Below are 26,179 nucleotides of genomic sequence, written 5' to 3' on the forward strand. Positions count from 1 at the left end.
GCGTCGGCAAAGCCCGCGAGGGGGCGTTGCCGCGTTTTTTGTCGGAGAACTGCCTAGCAAGAACCGCGCCGGTTGCAGCGCGATGCAAGCCGCAGCCGGGTCAGGACAGGAGTGCGTCGAGCCTGAGCTTCGCGATCCGCTCCACCTGGCCGCAGGCGGCGGCAAATTCCGTCTCCCGGTCGTTGCCGATGCGGGCCTCGAAGGCGGCAAGGATGTCGGCCTTCGTCAGCCCCTTGACGGCGATGATGAAGGGAAAGCCGAATTTTTCCTTGTAGGCTTCGTTGAGCTTGGTGAAGCGGGCGCGCTCGCCATCCGTCAGGGCGTCGAGCCCGGCGCCCGCCTGCTCGGCGGCGGAGTCCGCCGTCAGGCGCCTGGCCGTCGCCAGCTTGCCGGCAAGGTCTGGATGGGCGTTGAGGACGCCGAGCCGCTCCTCCGGCGTCGCCCTGCGGAACTGGTAGGTGAGGGCGGCGTGGAGGCCAGAAGCCGTGTCGTTGACGGGGCCCAGCTCGTCTTCGAAGGCGCGCTCGGCGATGAAGGGCGAATGCTCGAAGATGCCGCCGAAGTGCTCCAGGAATGCGTCCCGGTCCATCTGCGAGGGAACGAGCACCGGGCGCACGGGCGGATGGCGCTCCGTCCAGTGCCGGGCGATGTCGATCCGCCGCGCGAACCAGACCTTGTCGTGGCTCCGGGCGTAATCGATGAAGCGGCGCAGGGCGCGTGCCCGTCCCGGTCGGCCGGCGAGCCGGCAGTGGAGGCCGATATTCATCATCTTCGGTCGGCCCTCGCGGCCTTCCAGGTAGAGTTCGTCGAAGGAGTCCTTCAGGTAGGTGAAGAACTGGTCGCCGCTGTTGAAGCCCTGGGGCGTCGCGAACCGCATGTCGTTGGCATCGAGCGTATAGGGGATGACGAGCTGGTCGCGGCCGGCATGGCGGTACCAGTAGGGCAGGTCGTCGCAATAGGTATCGGAGACATAGTCGAAGCCGCCGATTTCCGTGACGAGGTCGACCGTGTTGACCGAGCAGCGCCCGGTGTACCAGCCGCGGGGTCTTTCACCGGTGACAGCCTCGTGCATCGCGATCGCCTGCAGGATGTCTGCCGTCTCGGCCTCTGGAGAAAAATCCTTGTATTCGATCCATTTGAGGCCGTGCGAGGCGATCTCCCAGTCGGATTCCTGCATCGCCGACACCTGCTCCGGCGATCGTTTCAGCGCCGTTGCGATGCCATAGACCGTGACGGGGATGCCGGCGTCTGTGAACAGGCGATGCAGCCGCCAGAAGCCGGCCCGGGCGCCATATTCGTAGATCGACTCCATGTTCCAGTGCCGCTTGGCGGGCCAGGGGGAGGCGCCGACAACCTCGGACAGGAACGCCTCGGAGGCCGCGTCGCCATGCAGCAGGCAGTTCTCCCCGCCCTCCTCGTAATTGATGACGAACTGGACGGCGATCGCCGCACCGTCCGGCCAAGCGGCACCCGGCGGGGTGGCGCCGTAGCCGTGCATGTCGCGGGGATATCGAAACGCCAAGGCGGGCCTCCTTTTTCTTGCCTTCGATATAAGATCAAGGAACGATCGAAGTCACGCCGGTACTGCGCAGCGTTCCGGTTCGGCTTTGATCGGGCTATGCATTATGGAAAAGCTTATCTGAGCGGGTCGGACAGGGCAGGGGGAGCAAAAAATGGCGGACGGCTATCTCACCACACACATTCTCGACACGGCCAATGGTGTTCCTGCGGCCGGCGTCGGCATCGTGCTCTATCGCCTTGAGGGGGAGACGCGCACGGAACTGGCGCGCACGACGACGAACGACGACGGCCGCACGGATGCCGCGCTGATCCCACCGGGCGCCCTGCAATGCGGAACCTATGAACTGGAATTCGCCATCGGTGCCTATTTCGCCGGCAAAGGCGTCGACCTCAAGCAGCCCTTCCTCGACGTGGTGCCGATCCGTTTCGGCATTGAAGATGAGGCCGCGCACTACCACGTGCCGCTGCTGGCCTCGCCCTTCGGCTACTCGACCTATCGCGGCAGCTAAAATCCCAAATGGCCGGCGCGTTTCTTGCTAGGTTTTTCGACGGATAGCGCCGGCAATCTGAGCGCCGACGGCAGAAGGGGTGACGGGCTTTGTACGAATTCGCACTTTACTGGGACTGGATGTCCTTCGCCGTCCGCTGGCTGCACGTGATTGCCGGCATCGCCTGGATCGGCTCGTCCTTCTATTTCATCGCCCTCGATCTGGGCCTGCGCCAGCGGCCGGGCCTGCCCCACGGTGTCCACGGCGAGGAGTGGCAGGTCCATGGCGGCGGCTTCTATCACATCCAGAAATACATGGTCGCGCCGGACCACATGCCGGACCACCTGATCTGGTTCAAATGGGAGAGCTACACGACCTGGCTCTCCGGCTTCGCGCTCCTGTGCGTCGTCTACTACGCCGGCGCCGATCTCTATCTGGTCGACCCGGCCGTCCTCGACGTGCCGGCCTGGGGCGGCATCCTCATTTCGCTCGCCACCATCGGCGTCGGCTGGGTGATCTACGACCTCGCCTGCAAGTCGCCGCTCGGCAAGAACGACACCTTGCTGATGGTCGTCCTCTATGTCGCCCTCGTGGTGCTTGCCTACCTCTTCACGCACCTGTTCACCGGCCGCGCCGCGCTCTTGCATCTCGGCCTCATCACCGGCACGGCGATGTCGGCGAACGTCTTCTTCGTCATCATCCCGAACCAGGCAAAGGTCGTCGCCGCCCTCAAGGCCGGGGCGACGCCGGACCCGATGCTCGGCAAGAACGCCAAGCAGCGCTCCACCCACAACAACTACCTGACGCTGCCGGTCCTCTTCCTGATGCTCTCCAATCACTACCCGCTCGCCTTCGCGACCGAGTACAACTGGGTCATCGCCTCGCTGGTGTTCCTGATGGGCGTCACCATCCGCCATTTCTTCAACACCCACCACGCCGGCAAGGGAAATCCCTGGTGGACCTGGGCGGTGACGGCAGCCCTCTTTGCCGCGATCGCGTGGCTGTCGACGGCGGGACCCGGCGCGCCGGGTGACGGCGAGGAGGCGGCCCTGACGCCCCACGAAGAACGCTTCGTCCGGGTCGCCGGCTTCGAAGACGTCGCCAATGTCGTTGCCGGCCGCTGCACCATGTGCCACTCGGCCGAGCCCTACTGGGAGGGCATCGTCGCCGCGCCCAAGGGGGTGCGGCTGGAGACGGAAGCAGAGATCGCACGGCATGCCCGCGAGATCTACCTCCAGGCCGGACGCAGTCACGCCATGCCGCCCGCCAACGTCACCTTCGTGGAACCGGCCGAACGGGCGCTGATCCGGACCTGGTACGAGGCGGCGATCGCCGGCTCCTGAGCCCGGCACGGCGCCCGGCAAGGGCATTGCGCATCGCATTGGCGACGGAAGCACGTTGCGGAAATGCGACAGAACTTCACAAGGGGTCTCGCGCAGGTATTGAGATCAGCGCCAAATCTCGTGTAGAAATTGTATGCAGTTATTCAGCTAAACCCCGAAAACAAATATAGAAAACACTGAGAGGCATCTTTTCAGTGACCCCGCGGGACGTCCACATAGTGGCCCTGCAACCCATGAGACGCCTGCAGTTTTGCAGGGACAAGCCTCAGATATTCCACATATATTAGCGCACCAGGGAGGGCCCGCTTTCGGGGGAGGCGGGTACGTCGCCGGGCTTTACGACGGCGGCGAAAACGACAACGGAAGTTGTCCGGAGTGTGAAAGGTCTGTTTCCCGCCTTCGGGGAGTTGTCGGCATCGCCGGCAGCGGGAACGGATGACCGGTGTGGCGCTCCGGCAACGAAAAAGAGGGAGACGGTCTGCGCCGCAAGCGGGGCGCAGGGCGCGATCGACACCATGCAGGGGCGTCCGCATCGTCGGAACCGCCGACCTTTCCGTCAGGCATCCATCTGGCCGCTATCACGAGCCCGGCAGCGGAGGAGGGCATAGAATCGCGGGCGGCCCTGCGTCAGTTGACCGACTAAGAAAAAGAACGAGAACCATGACCGGCACCTCCGAATGCAGCGACCTCATCGATCTGATCTATCTTTGTGCGACCGACCGGGCCCGTTGGCCCGAGACGCTGGATGCCATCAGGGGGCACCTGAATTTCGACTGGATCGCCATTGTCGGCTGCGGGACCGAGCCATCGGCTTTCCGGAAATATTACGAGACCCTCGGAAACGATGACCACTGGCGCGAATACGACCAGTACTACAAGTATATCAACCCCGTCAGCCGGTACCTGAAGCAGAATCCCGATCAGCAGATATTCTACGACCGCATGGTGATGGAACGCCACGAGCTGGCGAGCAGCGAGTTCGATGCCTGGGCCGCCCGCTACAACAGCCGCCATATCCTCGGCACCTCGATCATGCCGCTTTCGAACGGCACCCAGATCTATCTCGGCTTTCATCGGGCCGCCGAAAAGGGCCACGCCACCGCCGCCGAAATCGCGGCTTTGGAGGTCCTTGCGCCGCATCTCGGCCGGGCGTTCCGGACCTCCCATGCCGCCGCTTGCGGGCGGCCGGCGGTCCCGGTCCTCGACGCGGTCGTGGAAAGCTACGTCGCGGGCATCGCCTTCCTCTCCCTGGAGGGCGAGATCGCCCGGACCAACAAGGCCTTCGACGAAATCCTGAAGAGCCACCAGTGCATCAGCGTCGAGAACCGTCGGCTCCGCATCGCCGATGTCGCCGTCCAGCAGGAACTGGAACGCAAGCTCTACATCGCCTTCCAGAGCCGCCGGCGCGGCGAGACGCTGCAGAAGGACCAGATCCTGTTTCGCACGGCCAAGGACGACATCTTCGTCGGCGTCTACATCCACCCCCTGCCGCAGCAGCCGGCCTTCGAGTTCTGCACCGAGGACGCCGTCATCGTCTACCTGCACAGCTCCATGAACTACAGCCCGACGGCGACGGAGCGCTTCGCCGCCCATTTCCGGCTCACGGCGACGGAAAAGAAGGTGCTGGAATCGCTGCTGAAAGGCTATTTCCTGGAGGAGCACGCCGAGCGCCACGACATTTCCATCGGCACGGTCCGCTGGCACATGCAGAACATCCTGCAAAAGACCCGGACCCGCAACCAGACCCAGCTCGTGCGCGCCGTCTCCTCGATGCTCTTCTACCGCTACTGATCGCTCGTTCAGTAGAGGGACGTTGTGCGCATAGTGATGACTCTATCACTGGGCGAGTTCTGCGTGATTATACTTATATGATTGCTTGGGATGAAGGGATTTTGAACAGAGGGCCCGAAATAAAAGGCGTTCTCTTTTCAATTTTTCTGGCAATGTTACCTTTTGTTCATACGTAGTATTGGAGGCTGGGACAGCAGCCGCCGTTGGAGCATTGACGATGCCGGCAATGGCTGCATCGGACGGGCAAGGCTCGCGTCACGACATGTCGGTGGCGGCCCCATGGGGCGGGCGGCAACCGGCGGCGGCGGAGCCGAGAGGAAGGGGCCACCATGACGTCACATCTGCAAGAGACCGCTCACCGGGTCGTCGAGCCGAGCGCGTTCATCCGTCTGGAACGGGAGGACGCGGCCAACGGCCGGGCGATCTGGCACCTCCTTGAGCACCGCATGGACGCCGTTCTCGATGTCTGTTTCAGCCGCATCACGCAGAACGACACGGCCGGCATGGACAAGGACCAGACCGTCGATTTCTTCCTCTGGCAGGTCGACCACTGGCGGCGCCTTTTCACCGGCACGATGGACGAGGCCTATGCCGCGGACATCCGCCGCACGGGCGTTGCCCAGAACCTCAGCGGCGTCGATCTGCGCTGGTACAGCGTCGTCTACACGACGATCGCCAACGAGATCGTCAAGGTGATCGCCATGGCCTTCGAGGGCGACGGCCGCAGGATCGCCGCCCTGGTCGCCACGCTGAACCGGCATATCGCGGTCGACTCGCAGATGACCCTGTCGGCCTACAGCGCCCACCTGCTCGACTGAGCCGCCGATTGCGGCCCGGAACGACGGCCGGCCGGAAAAAGCGTTGGTGCGTCGCAGGGAATTGTGGAACCTTCCGGTGACACCGCACGCGTTCGATCCGGGAGTTTCCACGACTTGTCGATCCAGGCCGCCATCCGCCACCTGACCCATTACCGCTACGACCGTCCCGTCAGCCTCAGCCCACAGGTCATCCGTCTCAGGCCCGCACCGCACAGCCGCACCAGGGTGATTTCCCATGCGCTGAAGGTCAGCCCGCCGGATCACTTCGTCAATCACCAGCAGGACCCCTACGGCAACTGGCTGTCGCGCTTCGTCTTTCCCGAGCCGGTGACGGAATTGAAGATCGAGGTCGACCTGGTCGCCGACATGACGGTCTACAATCCGTTCGACTTCTTCGTCGACGACAGCGCCGAGCACTGGCCCTTCGCCTATCCGGAGGACCTCAAGGACGACCTCGCCATCTACCGCACGCCGGAGCCGGCCGGCCCCAGGCTGCAGGCCTTCCTCGACACGGTGCCGCGGGAAAAGGTCCGCACCGTCGATTTCATCGTCGCCCTCAACGCGCGCGTCTCCGGCGAGGTCGGCTACATCATCCGCATGGAGCCAGGCGTGCAGACGCCCGAGGAAACGCTGACCCGCGCGTCCGGCTCGTGCCGCGATTCCGGCTGGCTGATGGTCCAGGCGCTGCGCCATCTGGGCTTTGCCGCCCGCTTCGTCTCCGGCTATCTGATCCAGTTGAAGCCGGACATCGTCTCCCTCGACGGCCCGCCGGGCACCGATCACGACTTCACCGACCTCCATGCCTGGTGCGAAGTCTATATCCCCGGCGCCGGCTGGATCGGCCTCGACCCCACCTCGGGGCTGCTGACCGGCGAAAGCCACATCCCGCTCGCCGCCACGCCCCACTACCGCAATGCCGCGCCGATCTCCGGCTCCGCCAGCTATGCCGAGGTCGACTTCGACTTCCACATGGAGGTAATGCGCACGGCCGAGCACCCGCGCATCACCAAGCCGTTCTCCGACGAGGCCTGGTCGGCGCTGAATGCTCTCGGCGACAAGGTCGACGCCGCCCTTGAGGAGGGCGACGTGCGTCTCACCATGGGCGGCGAGCCGACCTTCGTCTCCATCGACGACTTCGAATCCGACGAATGGAACACCCATGCGGTCGGCCCGATGAAGCGCGACCTCGCCGACACGCTGATCCGGCGCCTGCGCGACCGCTTCGCCCCCGGCGGCTTCCTGCATTACGGCCAGGGCAAGTGGTATCCGGGCGAAAGCCTGCCGCGCTGGACGTTCTCGCTCTACTGGCGCCGCGACGGCAAGCCGATCTGGGCCGATGCCGGCCTCATCGCCAAGGAGGGCGCCGACACCGGCGCTGGTCCCGACGAGGCCAAGACCCTGCTGGAAGGCATGGCCGATCGCATCGGCGTCGAGGCCGACCTCGTCGTGCCGGCCTATGAGGACCCGGCCGAGTGGGTGCTGAAGGAAGGCAGGCTGCCGGAGAACGTCACTCCGGAAAATTCCAAGCTGAAGGACGCGGAGGAGCGCAACCGCATCGCCCGCGTCTTCTCGCGCGGGCTCAACGAGCCGGCCGGCTACATCCTGCCGGTGCAGCGCTGGCAGAGCCGCGCCTCCGGCCCGCGCTGGCGGTCCGAGCGCTGGAAGCTGCGCCGCGGCCACATCTTCCTCATCCCCGGAGACAGTCCGGTCGGCTTCCGCCTGCCGCTGGAAGCTCTGCCGCACGTCTCCGAATCCCAGTACCCCTACACCTTCGTCGCCGATCCGAGCGTGCCGCGCGGCCCGCTGCCGGATTTCGCCGCGGCGATGGAAGAGGCCGCGGCGGAAGAGCCGGAAGCGAAGGGCGACCGGCCGCAGCCGGCGGCGAGCTTTACCGCGGTGGAGCCTGGCCAGGAGCGGGTCGAGCAGGTCGCCGGCGGCGACAACGAGCACCCGGTGCGGACCGCCCTCAGCGTCGAGCCGCGCGACGGCCGGCTCTGCGTGTTCATGCCGCCGGTGGAATCGGTGGAGGACTATCTGGAACTCGTCGCCGCCGCCGAGGCGACCGCCGCCGAAATGGGCTTGCCGATCCACATCGAAGGCTACGCCCCGCCGGGCGATCCGCGCATGAACGTCATCCGCGTCGCCCCCGATCCGGGCGTCATCGAGGTCAACATCCACCCGGCGACGAACTGGAAGGACTGCGTCCTTACCACCGAGACGATCTACGAGGAGGCGCGCCTCACCCGCCTCGGCGCCGACAAGTTCATGATCGACGGCCGCCACACCGGCACCGGCGGCGGCAACCATGTAGTGGTCGGCGGCGCGACGCCGATGGACAGCCCGTTCCTGCGGCGGCCGGACCTTTTGCGGAGCATCATTCTCCACTGGCAGCGCCACCCGAGCCTCTCCTACCTCTTCTCCGGCCTCTTCATCGGCCCGACCAGCCAGGCGCCGCGCATCGACGAGGCCCGCCACGACAGCCTCTACGAGCTGGAGATCGCGCTCTCCCAGATCCCCCATCCGGGCGCGGGAACGCCGCCGGCGCCCTGGCTGCTCGACCGGCTCCTTCGCAACATCCTGATCGATGTCACCGGCAACACCCACCGGGCCGAGATCTGCATCGACAAGCTCTATTCGCCGGACGGCCCCACCGGCCGCCTCGGCCTTGTCGAATTCCGCGGTTTCGAGATGCCGCCGCACCCGCGCATGAGCCTTGCCCAGCAGGTGCTCCTGCGCGCCCTCATCGCCCGCTTCTGGCAGGCCCCGGTCGGCGGCGACCTGACCCGCTGGGGCACGGTCCTGCACGACCGCTTCATGCTGCCCCATTTCGTCTGGGACGATTTCCTCGATGTGCTGAAGGACCTCGCCGGCCACGGCTTCGAATTGAGGCCCGAATGGTTCGAGGCCCAGGCCGAGTTCCGCTTCCCGTTCTGCGGCGCCGTCACCTATGAGGGCGTGGAGATGGAAATCCGCCAGGCCCTGGAGCCCTGGCATGTGCTCGGCGAGACCGGCGCCATCGGCGGCACCGTGCGCTATACGGACAGCTCCGTGGAGCGCCTGCAGGTCAAGCTGACGACCACCGACCCGGATCGCTACGTCGTCACCTGCAACCGCCGCCGCGTTCCATTGAACAAGACCGGCACGGGGGGCGTTGCCGTCGGCGCGGTGCGCTTCAAGGCCTGGCAGCCGGCGATGGCGATGCACCCGGCGCTGCCGGTCGATGCGCCGCTCACCTTCGACATCTTCGACAACTGGTCCGGCCGGGCGCTCGGCGGCTGCGTCTACCACGTCGCCCATCCGGGCGGGCGCAGCTACGACACCTTCCCGGTCAACGGCTACGAGGCCGACGCCCGCCGGCTTGCCCGCTTCGAGGCCCATGGCCACACGCCGGGGCTCTACGAGCCGCCGCCGGAGACACCGCACAAGGAATTCCCGATGACGCTCGACCTGCGCCGTCCGCCGGGGCTGTGACGGCGCCCCTTCGGGGCGGCGATGCTATTCTGTGAACAAAATCACCCATAATGCCGCAAGCAAGGGAACCGCGGCGCGATCTTGTTGATTGTAGACTTAATTCGTCTAGGCTCGTTTTCCGAAAAAAGCGGTCTGCAATCTTTCCGGCACTTAACCGCGATAGAATTGGCGACGGATGCGTTCCGGCCCGTGTCCTGTTGTGACAAGGTGCCGGGATCGCCGCGATGAAACGGTATTCAACAGGTCGGACCGACGGACATGACGACCGAGACTGCAGCCGAGACGGACATGCTCGACGCGCTTCTGAAAAACTATCGCCCGCCGACCGGAAGCGCCGATGAGCTGCTCGACGCCTCGGGTAATATCCGTCCTGTCTGGAACCCCTTCGTCAACTATCTCGCCGGCCTTGCCCCGGAGGATATCACCCGCCAGTTCGGCAATGCCGACCAGTATCTGCGTGATGCCGGCGTGTTCTTCCGCCAGTACGGCGAGGAGGGTGCGGCGGAGCGCGACTGGCCGCTCAGCCATGTCCCCGTCATCATCAACCAGGACGACTGGACGCAAATCGCTGAAGGGTTGAGCCAGCGCGCCGACCTGCTCGAGGCGCTTGTCGCCGACCTTTACGGCCCCAACCGGCTGGTCCGCGACGGCTATCTGCCGGCCTCGCTGATCGCCCGCAGCCCGGAATGGCTGCGCCCGTTGGTCGGCGTCGCCCCGCGCTCCGGCCATTTCCTGCATTTCATCGCCTTTGAGATCGGCCGCGGCCCGGACGGCACCTGGTGGGTGCTCGGCGACCGCACCCAGGCGCCCTCCGGCGCCGGCTTCGCGCTGGAAAACCGCGTCGCCACCACCCGCGCCTTTTCCGATTTCCTCGCCAGGGCCCATGTCCACCGCCTCGCCGGCTTCTTCCGCGAGTTCCGCGACGCGCTGACCGCGCTGCGCGGCGACGACGAGGGCCGCGCCAGCATCCTGACGCCGGGACCCCACAACGACACCTATTACGAGCACGCCTATATCGCCCGCTATCTCGGCCTCTGGCTGCTGCAGGGCGAGGACCTCACCGTCGAGAACGGCCGCGTCATGGTCCGCACCATCTCGGGGCTCAGGCCGCTCAGCGTGCTGTGGCGCCGGGTCGATGCGGAATGGGTCGACCCGCTGGAACTGAACGAGGGCTCGCGCCTCGGCACCGCCGGCCTCATCGGCGCCATCCGCTCCGGCAACCTGACGATGGTCAACGCGCTCGGCAGCGGCGTGCTGGAGACCCGCGCCCTTCTCGCCTTTCTGCCGCGCGTCTGCAAGGCGCTGCGCGGCGAATCCCTGCAGCTTCCGAACGTCGCCACCTGGTGGTGCGGCCAGGAGGCGGAGCGCGACCACGTCAAGGCCAATCTCGACGGCATGCTGGTCGACGACGCCCTGTCGACCCGGCTGCCCTTCGAGCCGTCGCGCACCCGGCGCGGCCGCCGGCCCGGTCCGGACCGCGATCCCGAGGCGCTGTTGAAATGGATCGACGGCGATCCCGGCGCCGTCGTCGGCCAGGAGGTCGTGACGCTGTCGACGACGCCGGCCTATGTCGACGGCGAGCTGCTGCCGCGGCCGATGAGCCTGCGCGTCTTCCTCGCCCGCACGCCGAACGGCTGGACCGTCATGCCCGGCGGCTTTGCCCGCATCGGCCACAGCGATGATCCGGCGGCAATCGCCATGCAGAAGGGCGGCTCGGCCGCCGACGTCTGGATCGCCGCCGACGGTCCCGTCGACCACTCCGTGACGCTGACGCAGCCCGAGACGCCGTTCCGCCGCCGGCGCCCGCCCATGCTGCCGAGCCGCGCCGCCGACAACCTCTACTGGCTCGGCCGCTACATCGAGCGTTCAGAGGGCCTGTTCCGGCTGACCCGCGCCTACCACGCCCGCCTTGCCGAGGCCGAGGACCCGGCCTCCGATCCGCTTCTGATCGCCCTCGGCGAGCACCTTGCCGGCTTCGGCGTGGAGCCGGAGGAATGCCTGCCGGAGGGCCTGTGCAGTGCCGTCGATGCCGCGGTGACGAGCGCCAGCCAGATCCGCGACCGCTTCTCGATCGACGGCTGGACGGCGCTTTCCGAATTGCGCCGCGAGGTCAATGGCATGCGCCGCAGGGTCCGGCCGGGCACCGACTGCGCCGCCGCCATGGGCGTCCTGTTGCGCAAGATCACCGGCTTTTCCGGCCTCGTCCACGAAAACATGTACCGGGTCTCCGGCTGGCGCTTCCTGCGCATCGGCCGCGCCCTGGAGCGGGCGCTGGCGACGACCTCGGCCCTTGCCGTCTTTGCCGATCCGGAAAGCCCGGTCGGCGGCCTCGACCTTGCCGTTGAGATCGGCGACAGCGTCATGTCCCACCGCCGCCGCTACTCCGTCGCGACCAGCCGGCCGACCGTCGTCGATCTTCTCGCCCTCGACGACAGGAACCCGCGCTCCGTGCTCTACCAGCTGTCCGACATCCATGACCATGTCGATGCCCTGCCCGGCGCCAGTGTCAACGGCCAGCCCTCCGAACTGGTCAAGGCGGTGCTGCGCGCCGAGACCGATCTCATGGTCGAGAGCCCGGAGACCTTGGACACGACGGCGCTCTATGCCACCTGGAGCGCCATCGCGGAGATCTCCGACCGGCTTTTCGAAGCGTATCTGAGATAGGCGGCGCCCGTGCTTTTCGATATCCGCCTTCAGATCACCTACGAATACGAGGACCCGGCGGTCGCCGCCCGGCACATCCTCCACCTGATGCCCGCCGGCCTCGACGGCGAGCAGCGCCTGATCGCCGGCTCCATCGACATCCAGCCGCCGCCGGACGAATGGATCAGCCGCACGGATTTCTTCGGCAACCAGGTCGCCGAGATCGCCTATCGCTCGCCCCATTCGGAGGAGTCCTTCCTCGTCCAGGGGCGGGTCGAGCGTTTTGCCCGCGGCGCGGAACTGGACATCACGCCTCCGCTTGCCGGCCTTTCCCGGGAGATCGCCGGGGTCCATTCGCTGGGGCCCGACGCGCCGACCCATTTCCTCGGCGCCTCCAAGCGGGTGCCGATCGACGACGACATCACCGCCTATGCCCGCGAGCAGATATCGGACGGCATGACGGTCTTCGACATCGTCAGGACCTTCGGCCTGGCGCTGAACCGCGACATCCGCTTCGACCCGGAGGCAACGACGGTGGAGACGCCGCCGCGCGAGGCCTTCGACAACCGGCACGGGGTCTGCCAGGACTTCACGCACATCATGATCGCGGGGCTTCGCGGCCTCGGCATTCCGGCCGGCTATGTCAGCGGCTTTCTGCGCACCGAGCCGCCGCCGGGCCAGCCGCGGCTGGAAGGCGCGGACGCCATGCACGCCTGGGTCCGCGCCTGGTGCGGCATCGAGACCGGCTGGATCGAGTACGATCCGACCAACGCCATGATGGTCGGCCAGGACCACATCGTCATCGCCCGCGGCCGCGACTATTTCGACGTCGCCCCGGTCAAGGGCGTCTCCCGCAGCTCCGGCACCCAGACCACCAAGCAGGCGGTGGACGTGATCCCGCAGGGGTGAGGGCGGCGTGCCTAACCCGCTTCGGCCTGTCCGATCGTTCTGAAACGCTGCATGGATTGCCGCGTCGGCCTTTCCAGGCTCGCGTCGCGCGCCGCTCCCCGTCCTTCGGACCCTCGCAATGACGTTGAAATTATTGAGAAAACCGTCATTGCGAGCGCAGCGAAGCAATCCAGAGCGGCGTGGCGGGGTTGACTGAGGTTTTTTGGAGCGCCTCCCTATCCGGCGAATGGATCGCTCCCGCCTGCCACACCCTCGACCGTCACCCCGGCCCCCGAGCCGGGGCCTATTGCCCCTGTCTATACGGTATGCCGTCCGTTGTGGGAACGAGGAGGTTGCCCGCGGCTGATGCCGCGACAAGAACCGCGACGGCATACCACGTCGACACGGGCAATGGGTCCCGGCTCTCCGCTTCGCTCCGGCCGGGATGACGGGAGAGGGTGCGGCTACTCGGAGGCATGCTGCCGGCGCCGCTCTGGATCGCCGCGTCGGCCTGACGGCCTCCTCGCGATGACGCCGAGAAAAGACAATGGTCAGTCAAGACGACCCACTCCCGCCTGCCACAACCTCCGCCGTCACCCCGGCCCCCGAGCCGGGGCCTATTGTCCCTGTCCACACGGCATGCCCGGTGTTGTCGGGCTGAGGCGGTTGCTCGATGCCGACGCCGCGGCAAGACTCGATAGGGGCTACTGCGTGGAGACGGAAAATGGGTCCCGGCTCTCCGCTGCGCTCCGGCCGGGATGACGGGAGAGGGTGCGGCTACTCGGAGGCATGCTGCCGGCGCCGCTCTGGATCGCCGCGTCGGCCTGACGGCCTCCTCGCGATGACGCCGAGAAAAGACAATGGTCAGTCAGGACGTCCCACTCCCGCCTGCCACATCCTCAGTCGTCACCCCGGCCCCCGAGCCGGGGCCTATTGCCCCTGTCCACACGGTATGCCCGGTGTTGTCGGGCTGAGGCGGTTGCTCGATGCCGACGCCGCGACAAGACCCGATAGGGGCTACTGCGTGGAGACGGACAATGGGTCCCGGCTCTCCGCTTCGCTCCGGCCGGGATGACGGGGGAGGGGACGCGACAACCTTCGAAAGCGCCAAAGTCGCGGCTGTGGCTGGGTAGGCCGCTGGAAGGAGAACTCCCTCCGGTTCTCGTTGGTGCGAACCAACGAAAACCGGCAAGCGCAAGCGCGCGCCGGCGCCTTTGCGTCGTAAAGCCTGCGTGGCGTCTGAACGCGACCGGTTCCGGAGGGGCCGGTCAGAACAAAGTGAAATACTCCCGCTGCTCCCACTCGGAGACCGTGGTCAGATAACGGTCCCACTCCGCCCGCTTGATGCGCGAGAGGTAGGCGACGAACTCCGGGCCGATGGCGCCGGCAAAGAGCGTGCCCGCCTCGAAGGCCTCGACGGCCGAGATCAGGCTCTTGGGCAGTTCCGGCGCGCCGCTGTCATAGGGCGTCTCGACCGGTGCGGGGGCTTCCAGCCCGCGCGCAAGGCCGTCGAGGCCGGCAAGGATCTGCGAGGCGAAATAGTAGTAGGGGTTGGCAGCCGGTTCGGCGACCCGGTTCTCGATCCGGCTCGCCCGGTCGTGCGGGCTGAAGAGGGCGCGGATCATCGCCCCCTTGTTGTCGTGACCCCACTGGATGCGGTCCGGCGCCAACTGGTAGGGCTGGTAGCGCTTATAGCCGTTGACCGTCGGCGTGGTCAGGAGGCAGCACTCCGCGGCGTGCTCCAGAAGCCCGGCGATCCAGGCCGAAGCGGTCGGGCTGATGGTGCCGTCGGCGGCCGGCATGAAGAGGTTGTCGCCGGTCGCGAGGTCCTGCACGGACTGGTGCAGGTGCCAGCCGCTCGCCGCCCCGTTGTCGACCTTCGGCCGGCACATGAAGGTGCCGTGCAGGCCCCGCTGGCGGCAGTACTGCTTGGTCATCGACCGGAACAGCATCATCGCGTCGGCATGGGCCATGGGGTGATCCGGATCGAAGGTGAATTCAAGCTGGCTCGGCCCGAACTCGGCCTCCATGGACCGGATCGGCAGGCCGAGGGTCTCGCAGCCGCGCCGCAGCTCGTCCATCAGCCCTTCCAGCATGTCGTAGACGCCTTCCGTCAGGAGCTGGTAGCCGTGGGCGAGCAGGCTGGTCTCCGGCGGCAGGCCCGGCATGCCCGCATCGCCATGGGCGAGCCGTGTCTCCTCGATGCGGAAGATATGGAACTCGACCTCAAGGCCAACGGTGAGTTGCAGGCCGCGCTCCGTCAGCTTGTCGAGCGCCGTCTTCAGCACGGTGCGGGCGGAAAACGGGATCGCGCTGCCGTCCTTCTGGACGACATCGCAGAGGATCGAGGCCGAGTGCGGCGAGAACGGCAGCACCCGGTAAGTGGCCGGATCGGGGACGAGGAGGATGTCCCCGGCACCGACCAGCGCGCCGGTGCCGAAGCCGGCGTCCGTGCCCCAGACCGGAAACACGGTTCGGTGCGAGGTGTCCTTCAGGAGCAGGGTGGAGGGCGCGGTGATGCCGTTCTTGAAGGCGGAGGCCACCGCTCCCGCGACCATCGTCTTGCCGCGCAGGACGCCGTGCTGGTCGGCGAAGGAGAACCGCACGGTCTCGATGCCATCGGCCTGGAGGCGCTCGATGACGTCGGCGGCCAGCCGCGCGTCCTCCGGCGTCATGTGGCCGTGCTCGGCGAGGAACCCGGCGGCAATGTCAGAAGCGATATCGGCCATCGTTCGGTCCTTTACGTCAGGAACGGGCGCTCACAGCGCTGCGTCCCAGGAGCAGGCGGTGCGGCGGGCGGCGTCGCTGTCGCGCCAGAGGCTGTCCCAGTCGTCGCTCGGGCCGATCGCATCGATGGCGACCGGGCCCTTGACCTCGGCAAGATCGCCCTCGCCCAGCATCGGCAGGCCTTCGGTGGAGCCTTCGGCCACCTTGGCGATGGCGGCGCGCATCAGCCGCCGGTAGCGCGAGATGCCGACATCCGTGCGGCCGAGATGCTCGCGGGTGCGGTCCTGGATCGGCCCCATGGATTCCACCGCCCACTGGTCGTGGACGTTGATGTCGAGGCCCATGCCCGTATAGGTGAGGTCGCGCTGTTCGTCCGGATCGTAGCCGTAATTGTTGCGCTTGTTGCGGACCGGCGCGTAGTCCGGCAACCGGTGCTCCTTGAGGCGCTGTTCGCGCATCAGGGTCTTGTTCACCGGCTTCCCGAAGCTGACGAACATGGAGTACCAGTAGCAGGTCTCGTCATCGATCGGCACGTGCCACTGGGTGATCGTCATCTCGTTCGACATCGGGATGCAGATCGCCTCCGGGAACACCTGATTGGTGACGCGCACATGGCTGCGCCCGTCCGGCATGTGCCGGAGCGCGATCAGCCTGAGGCCGTAATCGGTCTCCTCCACCTTGATCTCCGGCCGCGGATAGTCGCGCAGGAGCTGGGTCATCGGGATATCGGTGTCGGCGGCGCGGTCGCGGAACTGCTTGCCGTAGCCCTCGTTCGGGTCCTCGTCCTGCAGGAAGCGGTGCAGGAACGAGGCGTGCGCCGGGTCGATGCCAACCTCTAACGCCTGCAGCCAGTTGCACTCCCACAGCCCCTTGAAGGCAAAGACGTGGCTGTCCGGCGCGGCAAAGCAGTCAAGGGCCGGGAAGGGCGGCGGATCGCCGGGGCCCATATAGGCAAAGACGATGCCGTTCTTCTCCTCGACCGGATAGGACGTCACCTTGATCTGGGTGTGCATCTGGCTCTTTTCCGGCTCGCCGGGCTGCTCCACACACTGGCCGGTGCGGTCGAAATGCCAGCCGTGGAAGGGGCAGCGGAGGCCGTCGTCCTCGCGCCGCCCGAAGCACAGGTCGACGCCGCGGTGCGGGCAGAACCGGTCGATGAGGCCGAGCTTGCCGGAATTGTCGCGAAACAGCACCAGATCCTCGCCGAGGAGTTTGACCGGCACGACGGGGCGCTCGGCGACCAGTTCGTCGGACAGCGCGGCCGGCTGCCAGTAGCGGCGCAGCACATCGCCGGCCGGCGCGCCGGGACCGACGCGGGTCAACTGGTCGTTCTGTTCCTGGCTCATCATGGCATGGGTCTCCTCGGGTGCTCTGTCGTCTGCAGCGACGGTTGCTGAAAGGATGCCATCACAGCCGCCCCGGAAGGAACAGCGCGATGGCGGGAAAGGCGACGAGAATGGCGAGCCGCACCAGGTCGGTGACGACGAAGGGCAGGACGCCGGCCATGATCGTCTTGATGTTGAGTTCCGGCGCCGCGCTCTTGACCATGAAGAGGTTCATGCCGACCGGCGGCGAGATGAGGCCGAGTTCCACGGTGACGACGGCGATGATGCCGAACCAGACCGGATCGAACCCGGCCGCAACGATCACCGGAAAGAAGATCGGCACGGTCAGCAGGATCATCGCCAGGCTTTCCATGAAACAGCCGAGGACGATGTAGAAGAGGAGGATCGCGCCGAGGATCTGCCAGGGCGACAGCCCGTTTCCTTGCATGAAATCGACCATGGCGAAGGAGAGCTGCGAGGTGGAGATGACGAAGCCGAGGACCTCCGCGCCGATCAGGATGAAGAAGATCGTCGCCGTCGTGTAGACCGTCGCATAGACCGCCTCGCGGAACTGCTTCCAGGTCAGGCCGCGAAACAGCGCGTAGATGAGCGCGAACAGCGCGCCGGCGCCGCCCGCCTCCGTCGGCGTGAAGAAGCCGCCATAGAGCCCGCCCATGACGAGGCCGAAGAGGCCGAAGGCCGGCAGGAAGCGCTTTGCGGCATCGAGCACCGTATCGGCGTTGGCGGTCTCCGGTGCGCTGCGGTCCCGGGCCGGCCACAGCCGGGCGAGCAGCATGACGGTGACGACGTAGAGCGAATAAGCAAGGATGCCGGGCAGGATGCCGGCAAGGAACATCTCGCCGACCGACTGCTCGGTGATGAGGGCGTAGAGAAGGAGCGCGATCGACGGCGGGATCATGATGCCGAGCGTGCCGCCGGCGGCGAGCGAGCCGGCAGCGAGGCGCGCGTCGTAGCCCCTCTTGACCATTTCCGGATAGGCGACGCGCGTCATCGTCGAAGCGGTGGCGAGCGAGGAGCCGGAGACGGTGGAAAACACCGCGCTAGCGGTAATGCCGGCCGCGCCGAGCCCGCCCGACCAGCCGCGGGTCAGCCGCTCGGAAGCGCGGAAGAGATCGCCGGCCATGCCCGATTGCGAGACGAGGTTGCCCATCAGGATGAACAGCGGCACCAGGGTGAAGGAATAGGAGGACGCGGTCTCGTAGGCGGCGGTCTTGAGGACCGAGAGCGCCGGGTCGACGCCGATCATGGCGGCAAAGCCGCCGAAGCCGACGACGATCATGGCAAGCCCGACCGGGCAGCCGAGGAGGACGACGGCGAACAGGGCGAGGATCGACAAGATGCCTGTGGTCTGCATATCCATCAGGCAAGGTCCCCGTCGATATTGCTCGGGGAAACGAGTTCGGCAAGGGCGGCGAGCGCCAGCACCGCGCATTCGGCGGTGAGCACGACATAGACCGGCCACAGCGGCAGGCGCAGCACCTGGGTGATGTCGCCGCGGGCGTAGGTGGTGCCGATCTCGTCATAGAAGAGACGGACGAGCGCGATGGCCACGGCAAGCGTGGTCAGCGACCAGAACCGGTTAAGGGTGCGGCGCACGACGGGGGGAAAGCGGCCGACGAGGACGTCGACCCGCACCATGCCGTGCTTCAGGGACACCGGGAAGGCGGCAAAGACGGCGATCAGCAGCGTGTAGCTGGCAAGCTCGATGGCGCCGGGGATCATCGGGTTGACCGCGCCGTCGGTGAGGTCGAAGACGGCCCGCCCGACGACGTTGAAGGCAACGACGAAAAAGAGCCCCAGCACCGCCGCAAAGGCGATCAGTTCGGTGATCTTCACAGCCGCGCGCGGGACGGCCGCAACGAGGCGAAGGGCGGGCGGGGAACCGGACATCGGCGACGAGCCTTCACGGGGCAAGCGGGACGGGCCGCCCCGGCAAATGCTCGCCGGGACGGTGCGAGCGACCTCTTAGTTCAGCTCCGCCTTGCAGGCGGCGACGTACTCCTTGACCTTTTCATAGGTCGCGGTGCCGGGAAGGCCCTTGGAGTCCAGCTCGGTCAGGTAGATCTCGGTGGCGCGCTTGGCGGCGGCCTCCCATTCGGGACGCTCCGCCGCCGGGATGTCGTAGATTTCCGAGGTCTTCTTCAGCTCCACCAGCGCTTCCGCGTCGGCCGTGTCGTAGCCGCGCCCGGCGACCAGCGACCACTTCATGCCGCTGTTGTCGTCGATCGCCTTCTTTGCCTCCGGCGACAAGGCTTCGTATTTCGCCTTGTTCATGGTGGTGACGAAGGCCAGGGAATAGAAGCCGAAATCGGTGTGGTACTTGGTGAGTTCGGCGAGCCGGAACGCGATGACGGATTCCCAGGTGATCATGTAGCCGTCGATGACGCCGCGTTCGACATTCTCGTAGATGCGCGGGGCCGGCAGGCCGACCGGCTCGGCGCCGAGTTCGGAAAGGAGCGTGCCGATGACGGTCGTCGGCCGGCGCAGCTTCTTGCCCTTCAGGTCGGCAAGCGTCTTCACCGGGGTGTCGCGCATGTGGAGCTGTCCGGGCGCATGGGTGTGCACGTAAAGGACGTGGGTGTCCTTATACTCCTCGTCGAGCGCACCGGAATCATAGAGCTTCTGGAAGGCGCAGGAGCCGACCTCGGCGGTCTGGAACAGGCCCGGCAGTTCGACGATCTGGCTGAGCGGGAAGCGCCCGGCGGTGTAGCCCTGGACGGTCCAGGCGATGTCGGCGATGCCGGTCTTGGCGTTGTCGTAGCCGGCCGGCGCCTTGCCGAGGGTCTGGGCCGGGAACACGGTGGTCTTGACCGCGCCGCCGGAGGCCTCTTTGACGGCTTTGGCCCAGGCAACGAACAGGTCGTCCTGTTGCCAGCTCTGGGCCGGCATGAAATGTGCGAGACGAAGGGTGGTGTCGGCCTGGGCCGCGGAAAGGAGGGAAAGTGAGGCAATGCCGGAGAGCGCGAGACGCCGGATCATGGTCGGGAAACCCCTCTGCTGGATCGGTTTCGTGCGATAAACGCACGTTTTTTTGATATTCGAGCAATAGAATTATTATCGGTGGATTGATTTAAGTCAATTCTTGTGTATGCACTTTTGCGTAGCTGAAAAAAGCCCGGCATTCGGGGGCTGAAACGTTCCTCTGCCTCAAAGCTGGGCGCCCGCTGCCGCCGTATGTGGCAGCGCATAATAAAAGAGCCGGAGGGCCAGCCATGCGAGGGAGCGAATGATCGGTGACAAGGATATTTCCCTGACCTTTGCCAAGGGCATGGCGGTGCTGAAGGCGTTCGACGCCGCCCGCACCCATCTCAGCATCGCCGATATCGCCGGCGTCACCGGCTATGACCGGGCGATCGTCCGCCGCCTGGTGCTGACCCTCGTCCATCTCGGCTATGTGCGCCAGTCCGGCCGGGTGTTCTCGCTGACGCCGCGGGTGCTGGTGCTGGCCGGCGGCTTCTTGCAGGGGCGCGGCTACGGCAAGAACGTGCAGCCGACGCTGTCGGCCCATTCGCGCCACCTCGGCGAGGCGATCTCGCTGGCGATGCTCGACGGACTGGAAGCGGTCTATGTCGCCCATGGCGACGTGGAGGACCGCCCGGTCAGCATCGGCTTCACCATCGGCAGCCGCATCCCCCTGTTGCCGACCGCCATCGGCCGCGCGCTGCTCGCCTTCGCCTCCGGCGACCTGCGGGCCTCGGCGCTGTCAGAGGCGCCGGCGGAGCAAGTCACGGCCGACACTCTTACCGACCGTACCGCGATCGGCGAGGCGGTCGCGGCAGCGGGGCGCGAGGGCTACGCCCTCGTCGACAACGAGTTCGAGCCCGGCGTTGCCGCCCTTGCGATCCCCGTCGGCCGGCCGGGCAACGTCCTTGCCGCGGTCGGCATCTCCGGGCCACGCGAGGCGTTTTCCGCGCCCGCCCATGTGGAGCGCGCCCGGCGCGCGCTCGCCGACTGCGCCAATGCCCTGGAGCCTCTGCTGGCGGACTGACCGGCAACCGGCGCGCAAAAGAAAACGGCGGCCCTTCGAGAAAGGCCGCCGCCGGTTTCGTCGGTGCGATGGGAGCTTGCTTACGCGGCGCGCACGCGCTTCAGGAACCCGTCCATCGTCGAGCGGAGCTGCTCGGAGCGGCTGTGCAGGTCGCCGATGGCGGTGCGCATGTTGGCGGAGAGGTCGCCGGTCCTGGTCGCCGATCCGCTCACCTGCTCGATCGACATGGAGACCTGCTGGGTGCCGGTCGCCGCTTCGGAAACGTTGCGGGCGATCTCGCTGGTGGCCGCGTTCTGCTGCTCCGCCGAGGCGGCCATGTTCGAGGTGCGTTCCGCGATCGTCTTGACCATCTCGGCGATGACGCCGGTGGCGTTGATCGACAGGTCCGCGGCGGCGCGCATCTCGGTGATCTGGGTGTCGATCTCCTCGGTCGCCTTGGAGGTCTGCTCGGCCAGCGCCTTGACCTCGGAGGCGACGACGGCAAAGCCGCGTCCCGCCTCGCCGGCCCGCGCCGCCTCGATGGTGGCGTTGAGGGCGAGCAGGTTGGTCTGCTCGGCGATATCGTTGATGAGCTGCGTGACGTCGCCGATCTTGACGACCACATCCTGCAGGCTGGCGACCGCGTGATTGGTCTTTTCGACCTCGACCTCGGCCTGGGCGGCGATCTGCGAGGAGGAGTGGATCTGCTGGTTGATCTCGTTGATCGAGGCAGAGAGCTCTTCCGTCGCGCTCGCCACCGTCTGCACGTTGGCGGTCGCCTGTTCGGCCGCCGACGACACGGTCATCGACTGGCTCGATGTGTCCTCGGCGATATTGAACAGGGTCGAGGCGGTCTCGTTGAGCTGCTCGGAGGCCTGCAGGATCTCGTCGGAGATCGACATCACGCTCTCCTCGAACTCCTTGGCGACCCGCTCCATCTCAGCCCGCTTCTCCGCTTCGGCAAGGGCGGCCTGTTCGGCGGCCCTTTCCTCAAGCTCCTTGGTGCGCAACAGGTTGCCGCGGAACACGCCAAGGGCGTCGCCCATGCGGCCGATCTCGTCCTTGCGGTCCGAATGCTCGACCTCGGCGGACAGATCGCCGTCGGCAAGGCGCTGGGTGGTGTTGGCAAGGCTGGCCAGCGGGTTGGAGATGATCCGGTAGTTGAGGTAGCCGAGCAGGACGGCAAAGCCGGCGATGACGAAGGCGCTGGCAAGCGAGATCATCTTGACGAGGCCGAGGCCGCTTTCCTGCGCCTGGGCGAGCACCTTCTGGCGCTCCGCCAGAGTGTCGTGAATGGCCTGAAGCCGGTCTTCCACGGCGCCGATGGCCTTGGTGCCGGTCTGGGTGATTTCCATCGCCTTGGCCAGGTCGACGGTCATCGGATCGCGCATCAGCTGGATCTGCTTTTGCGCATAGCCGTCGAGCCAGGCGCGCCAGCCGGTCTCGATCTCGGCGATCTGGCCGGGCTCGATGTCTTCGGTGGTCGCGGCGAGGGTTTTCAGGGCGGCGAGGCTGTCGGCGACCTTCCGGGTGCCGTCATCGACCTTCTGAACCCATTCGCGGTTGCCCGTGAGCAGGAAGTTCTTGGCGGCGAGCACCTGGTCGGTCATCAGCACGTCGGTTTCGCTGACGTGCTCGATGAAGGTCTTCAGGCGGGCGTTTTCCTCCACGGCGTCGACCGCGGTAACGGATTGGGTGTAGGCGATGATGCTGGAGACGATACCGACCACGGCGATCAGCGCGAATGCGGCAACGCCCTTGGCGGTGACGGAAAGATTCTTGATCATGTCGATGCCTTCTTGCGCTTCTTAGCTGCCGGCGGCCTGGCGGCGGGCGGCTTCCGTCAGGTTGACTTCCACGGTTGCGGCACCGATCGGCGTCTTCCCGTCTTCGGCAGTCAGGGTGTAGTTGAGCTGGGCGCGCCAGATCTTGAAATCGTCGTCCCATTCCGGCTCGTCGATGAACACCGCGTCCGGCCCGACCGGATAGGTCTTCTGGAACTTGGCCTCGTCGCCCTGCCAGAAGTCGCCGGTGATCGACGACTGGCCGACATTGAGGCCGTTGTCGTCCATGACGAAGATCTCGACGTAAAGGCCGACGGAGCGGCCCTGCATGCGCGACAAGTAAACCGACAGCGGGTTGGACAGGGTCGCGGAGATCAGCGGCTTGTCCGCCGCCTCGCGCTCCTCGCGCCACTGCTTGTCGAGGGCGTCGATCTCGGCCTGCTGCAGTGCTCCGTAGCGCTCGTTCTGGGCTTCCACGGACATCCGGACGATTTCAGTATCGACCCAGGCTCTGGCGTCGGCGATGATCGCCGGTGTGATCAGCGCCTTGGCGTCGGGGGCGGGGCCTTGCTCGGCGGCATTGGCCTGAACCGCGCCGAACAGCGCAGCGCCGAAGAAAGCGATAAGAAGCCTGCTGGACATTTGGCATCCCCTGGGTAATGTGCCTGACTTAATTTGAAGACGAAGCAGTTTAAAATTGCGTAAATTAGAATACAAAAAGGCTGGAAACGTAGTATATACATTGAATACACTACTGCAGCAGCAAATATACTTAAAATTGCAATAATTTACGGCTACAAATCAAGAATTGCTGCACCTTTTCAGGCTGGCTGCAGCGTTCGCGGGATGCCCGATCCGGTCGCGAACGGCAGGCGCTTGCGGGACGCCGACCGGAACCCCGGACGTTATCTGCGAATGATTGAAAAACCGTTGGCCTGTGTCCGTTTTTGGAAAAAGTCTTTTTTGAAGAATGCGTTAGGCAGAAATGCGCGGCGTGCGTCAGACGCCCTGTTCTTGGCGGTCCGCAACCCGCCGGCCTCGCCCCGCCGTCGTCCATCTCCGGCGCCGATGACGGCGCTCTTGCCGGCCATGAGGCCGCCAGACCGGCTCCCGGGCACGGGCCTTTCGCGTGTGCCGTGCCGGAGCCTCTCGGAAGCGCCGGCCGGGCGCCGACGCGAGCGTCGTCGGCACGGCCCGGCCGGCCAAAAGCATTCGTCGATCGGTTTCATTCCCGCATTTCTTGGCGAATCGGCCGCCGTCCTGTCCTAGCTGCGTTCCGCCAGGCACGTGCGAAGAGAAGTGCCAAGGTTCTCAAGCAGTGAGAAGTATAGTTCGGAACCATTGTCAAGTTCTGCCCCGAGCGGGTCGAGCGTCGCGCACGTGGCGCCCGTGCCCTCGGTGACGACGGCGATCAGCCTCGGCGTGAATTGCGGCTCGGCAAAGACGCAGGCAGCGCCGAGCTCCGTAATACGCCCGCGGATTTCCGCGACGCGCTCGGCACCGGGAATGGATTCCGGATTGACGCTGATCGAGCCGGCCGAGGCGAGCCCGAAGCGGTGCTCGAAATACTGGTAGGCGTCGTGGAAGGTGATGAAGGGCCGGCCGCGCACGGGCTTCAACTCCTCTGTCAGCTTTGCCTCGAGGCCGGCGAGCCGGTCGTCGAGCGCCTTTGCGTTGGCGGCATAGGTCTTTGCGTTCTCAGGATCGGCCTCGGACAGGACCCGGGCGATCTCGGCAACGAAGGCGCGCGCATTCTCCGGGTCGAGCCAGAGGTGCGGATCGACCGCGCCGTGGTCGTGGTCATGCCCGTCGGCGTCGGCATGTTCGTGCTCATGAGCATCTGCATGCTCATGTTCGTGCGCATCTTCCCCCTCATGCGCATGATCATGATCTTCGTCATGATCGGCTTCGTCCGAATGCTCATGGTGGTCGGCCTCGCCGTCATGGTGATGCCGCTCGAAGGCGCCGCCCGATCGCGTCGGCAACAGGGTGAGGCCCGGCGCCTCCATCAGCGCCACCTGCCGCGCGTCGCTGCCGAGGGTGGTGATCGCCTTTTCCAGGAACGGCTCCAGCTTCGGCCCGACCCAGAAGATCACGTCGGCCTCCTGCAGGTCCTGGGCCTGGGACGGTTTCAGGCTGTAGGAATGGGGCGAGCCGGCGCCGTCGACGATGATCTCCGGCGTGCCGACACCCGCCATGACGCCGGCAACGAGCGAATGGAGCGGCTTGATGGAGACGACGACGCGCTCCGTCGCAAGGGCGGCGGGTGCGAGGCCTACGGTTGCCGAGGCAATCAGGGCCGAGAGGGAGAGGGCGGCGATAGCGCGCATGGCGGAACTCCGAGGCTGGGCGGCCCGCACGGGGCCATGGATTGTGGATGAAACGTTATTACATTACATTTGTTGCGTTACCTTATAACGCGTGCCATATAGGCGATCAAGCCCGGTCCTTGGCAGAATCGCGAAACGGCCGGGCCCGGCCCGAAACGGTCGCCGGACGGTGCGCGGCAATCGCCACAATGCCGGCCCGCGGACCCGCAAGGCCGATTGCCCCTTTGATGATTGGACCCTGGTAAAGACATGTTGTCGCCAGCCCAGACCCTGTTGCGGCTCGAAGACGCCGGACGCTACGCCAGCGGCAAATGGCTGGTGCGCGGCGTCGACCTCACCGTCGACCGCGGCGAGATCGTCACCCTGATCGGACCCAACGGCTCGGGCAAATCGACGACGGCCAAGATGGCCTGCGGCATCGCCGCGCCGGACGAGGGACGGGTGATCCGCGATCCGGCGCTGAAGATCGGCTACGTCCCCCAGAAGCTCACCGTCGACTGGACCCTGCCGCTGACCGTGTCGCGGCTGATGCGGCTGACGGCGCCGCTGTCGACGGCGGAGGCCGAAGCGGCCCTTGAAGAGGTCGGCATCGCCCACCTTGCCGGGGCCGACGTGCAGACCCTTTCCGGCGGCGAGTTCCAGCGCGCCATGCTGGCCCGCGCCATCGCCCGCAAGCCCGATCTGCTGATCCTCGACGAGCCGGTGCAGGGCGTCGATTTCTCCGGCGAGATCGCCCTTTACGAGCTCATTTCGGAGATCCGCGGCCGCCTCGGCTGCGGCATCCTCTTGATCTCCCACGACCTCCACGTGGTGATGGCGGCGACCGACAGCGTCGTCTGCCTCAACGGCCATGTCTGCTGCAAGGGAACGCCGAAATCGGTGCTGGAGAGCCCCGAATACCGGCGCCTTTTCGGTGGCCGCGCGGCCGCGACCCTTGCCCTTTACGAACACCACCACGACCACACCCACCTGCCGGACGGCCGCGTGGTGCATGCCGACGGGACGGTCACCACCCATTGCCATCCGGACGACGGACACCATCATGGCCCGGACCCGGCGGCA

Annotated in this window: 17 protein-coding genes and 1 pseudogene; 9 read left to right on the plus strand and 9 right to left on the minus strand. The window is 66.2% G+C overall.

Annotated features, from left to right (window positions below; genetic code table 11):
* Nucleotides 1-100: 100 nt before the first annotated feature.
* Nucleotides 101-1,498 (minus strand): allantoinase PuuE, encoded by a 1,398-nt coding sequence (gene puuE / locus M2319_RS03450; RefSeq protein WP_264600377.1) that lies wholly within the window; start codon nt 1,496-1,498, stop codon nt 101-103.
* A 175-nt stretch (nt 1,499-1,673) separates the two neighbouring features.
* On the opposite strand from puuE, the gene uraH reads away from it, so the two are divergent.
* The 7 genes from uraH (at nt 1,674) to M2319_RS03485 (ending at nt 12,984) form a co-directional block, all read left to right on the plus strand.
* On the plus strand, nt 1,674-2,030 hold the full coding sequence (gene uraH, locus M2319_RS03455) for a hydroxyisourate hydrolase (protein ID WP_264600044.1): 357 nt from the start codon (nt 1,674-1,676) through the stop codon (nt 2,028-2,030).
* An 89-nt stretch (nt 2,031-2,119) separates the two neighbouring features.
* On the plus strand, nt 2,120-3,352 hold the full coding sequence (locus tag M2319_RS03460; RefSeq protein WP_264600045.1) for a urate hydroxylase PuuD: 1,233 nt from the start codon (nt 2,120-2,122) through the stop codon (nt 3,350-3,352).
* 660 nt (nt 3,353-4,012) lie between these two features.
* Nucleotides 4,013-5,143, plus strand: coding sequence for a helix-turn-helix transcriptional regulator (locus M2319_RS03465; protein WP_264600046.1), 1,131 nt, complete (start codon nt 4,013-4,015; stop codon nt 5,141-5,143).
* Nucleotides 5,144-5,472: 329 nt separating this feature from the next.
* Nucleotides 5,473-5,961 (plus strand): protoglobin domain-containing protein, encoded by a 489-nt coding sequence (locus M2319_RS03470; RefSeq protein ID WP_264600047.1) that lies wholly within the window; start codon nt 5,473-5,475, stop codon nt 5,959-5,961.
* Between the two features lie 114 nt (nt 5,962-6,075).
* On the plus strand, nt 6,076-9,432 hold the full coding sequence (locus tag M2319_RS03475) for a transglutaminase family protein (protein WP_264600048.1): 3,357 nt from the start codon (nt 6,076-6,078) through the stop codon (nt 9,430-9,432).
* 258 nt (nt 9,433-9,690) lie between these two features.
* A complete protein-coding gene (locus M2319_RS03480; protein WP_264600049.1) occupies nt 9,691-12,096 on the plus strand; it encodes a circularly permuted type 2 ATP-grasp protein in 2,406 nt (801 codons plus the stop codon).
* A 9-nt stretch (nt 12,097-12,105) separates the two neighbouring features.
* The gene (locus M2319_RS03485) at nt 12,106-12,984 is read left to right on the plus strand and encodes a transglutaminase family protein (protein ID WP_264600050.1); all 879 of its coding nucleotides are present in this window, start codon (nt 12,106-12,108) and stop codon (nt 12,982-12,984) included.
* 1,247 nt (nt 12,985-14,231) lie between these two features.
* Here the strand turns inward: M2319_RS03485 and M2319_RS03490 are convergent.
* The 5 genes from M2319_RS03490 to M2319_RS03510 form a co-directional block, all read right to left on the minus strand.
* Nucleotides 14,232-15,692 (minus strand): glutamine synthetase family protein, encoded by a 1,461-nt coding sequence (locus M2319_RS03490; protein ID WP_264600051.1) that lies wholly within the window; start codon nt 15,690-15,692, stop codon nt 14,232-14,234.
* A gap of 30 nt (nt 15,693-15,722) precedes the next feature.
* Nucleotides 15,723-17,039 carry an aromatic ring-hydroxylating dioxygenase subunit alpha gene (locus M2319_RS03495; protein ID WP_264600052.1) on the minus strand — a complete coding sequence of 439 codons (1,317 nt, stop codon included), beginning with the start codon at nt 17,037-17,039 and terminating at the stop codon, nt 15,723-15,725.
* 58 nt (nt 17,040-17,097) lie between these two features.
* Nucleotides 17,098-18,396, minus strand: a complete 1,299-nt coding sequence (locus M2319_RS03500; protein WP_264600053.1) for a TRAP transporter large permease — start codon at nt 18,394-18,396, stop codon at nt 17,098-17,100.
* On the minus strand, nt 18,396-18,926 hold the full coding sequence (locus M2319_RS03505; RefSeq protein ID WP_264600054.1) for a TRAP transporter small permease: 531 nt from the start codon (nt 18,924-18,926) through the stop codon (nt 18,396-18,398). The genes M2319_RS03500 and M2319_RS03505 overlap by 1 nt, the downstream gene beginning before the upstream one ends.
* 75 nt (nt 18,927-19,001) lie before the next feature.
* The gene (locus M2319_RS03510) at nt 19,002-20,015 is read right to left on the minus strand and encodes a TRAP transporter substrate-binding protein (protein WP_264600055.1); all 1,014 of its coding nucleotides are present in this window, start codon (nt 20,013-20,015) and stop codon (nt 19,002-19,004) included.
* Nucleotides 20,016-20,262: 247 nt separating this feature from the next.
* On the opposite strand from M2319_RS03510, the gene M2319_RS03515 reads away from it, so the two are divergent.
* Nucleotides 20,263-21,024: an IclR family transcriptional regulator domain-containing protein gene (locus M2319_RS03515; RefSeq protein WP_264600056.1), complete on the plus strand. Its 762-nt coding sequence runs from the start codon at nt 20,263-20,265 to the stop codon at nt 21,022-21,024.
* Nucleotides 21,025-21,104: 80 nt separating this feature from the next.
* Here the strand turns inward: M2319_RS03515 and M2319_RS03520 are convergent, their stop codons facing one another.
* From M2319_RS03520 to M2319_RS03530, 3 genes are all read right to left on the minus strand, one after another.
* Nucleotides 21,105-22,790: a methyl-accepting chemotaxis protein gene (locus M2319_RS03520; protein WP_264600057.1), complete on the minus strand. Its 1,686-nt coding sequence runs from the start codon at nt 22,788-22,790 to the stop codon at nt 21,105-21,107.
* A gap of 21 nt (nt 22,791-22,811) precedes the next feature.
* Nucleotides 22,812-23,429 carry a hypothetical protein gene (locus M2319_RS03525; RefSeq protein ID WP_264600058.1) on the minus strand — a complete coding sequence of 206 codons (618 nt, stop codon included), beginning with the start codon at nt 23,427-23,429 and terminating at the stop codon, nt 22,812-22,814.
* 623 nt (nt 23,430-24,052) lie between these two features.
* A complete protein-coding gene (locus M2319_RS03530; protein ID WP_264600059.1) occupies nt 24,053-25,117 on the minus strand; it encodes a zinc ABC transporter substrate-binding protein in 1,065 nt (354 codons plus the stop codon).
* Nucleotides 25,118-25,366: 249 nt separating this feature from the next.
* Between M2319_RS03530 and M2319_RS03535 the strand changes: the two are divergent.
* A pseudogene (locus M2319_RS03535) lies at nt 25,367-26,170 on the plus strand (ATP-binding cassette domain-containing protein); the annotation flags it as partial.
* Nucleotides 26,171-26,179: the final 9 nt, after the last annotated feature.

The organism is Rhodobium gokarnense (genome assembly GCF_025961475.1).
Taxonomy (GTDB): Bacteria; Pseudomonadota; Alphaproteobacteria; order Rhizobiales; family Rhodobiaceae; genus Rhodobium; species Rhodobium gokarnense.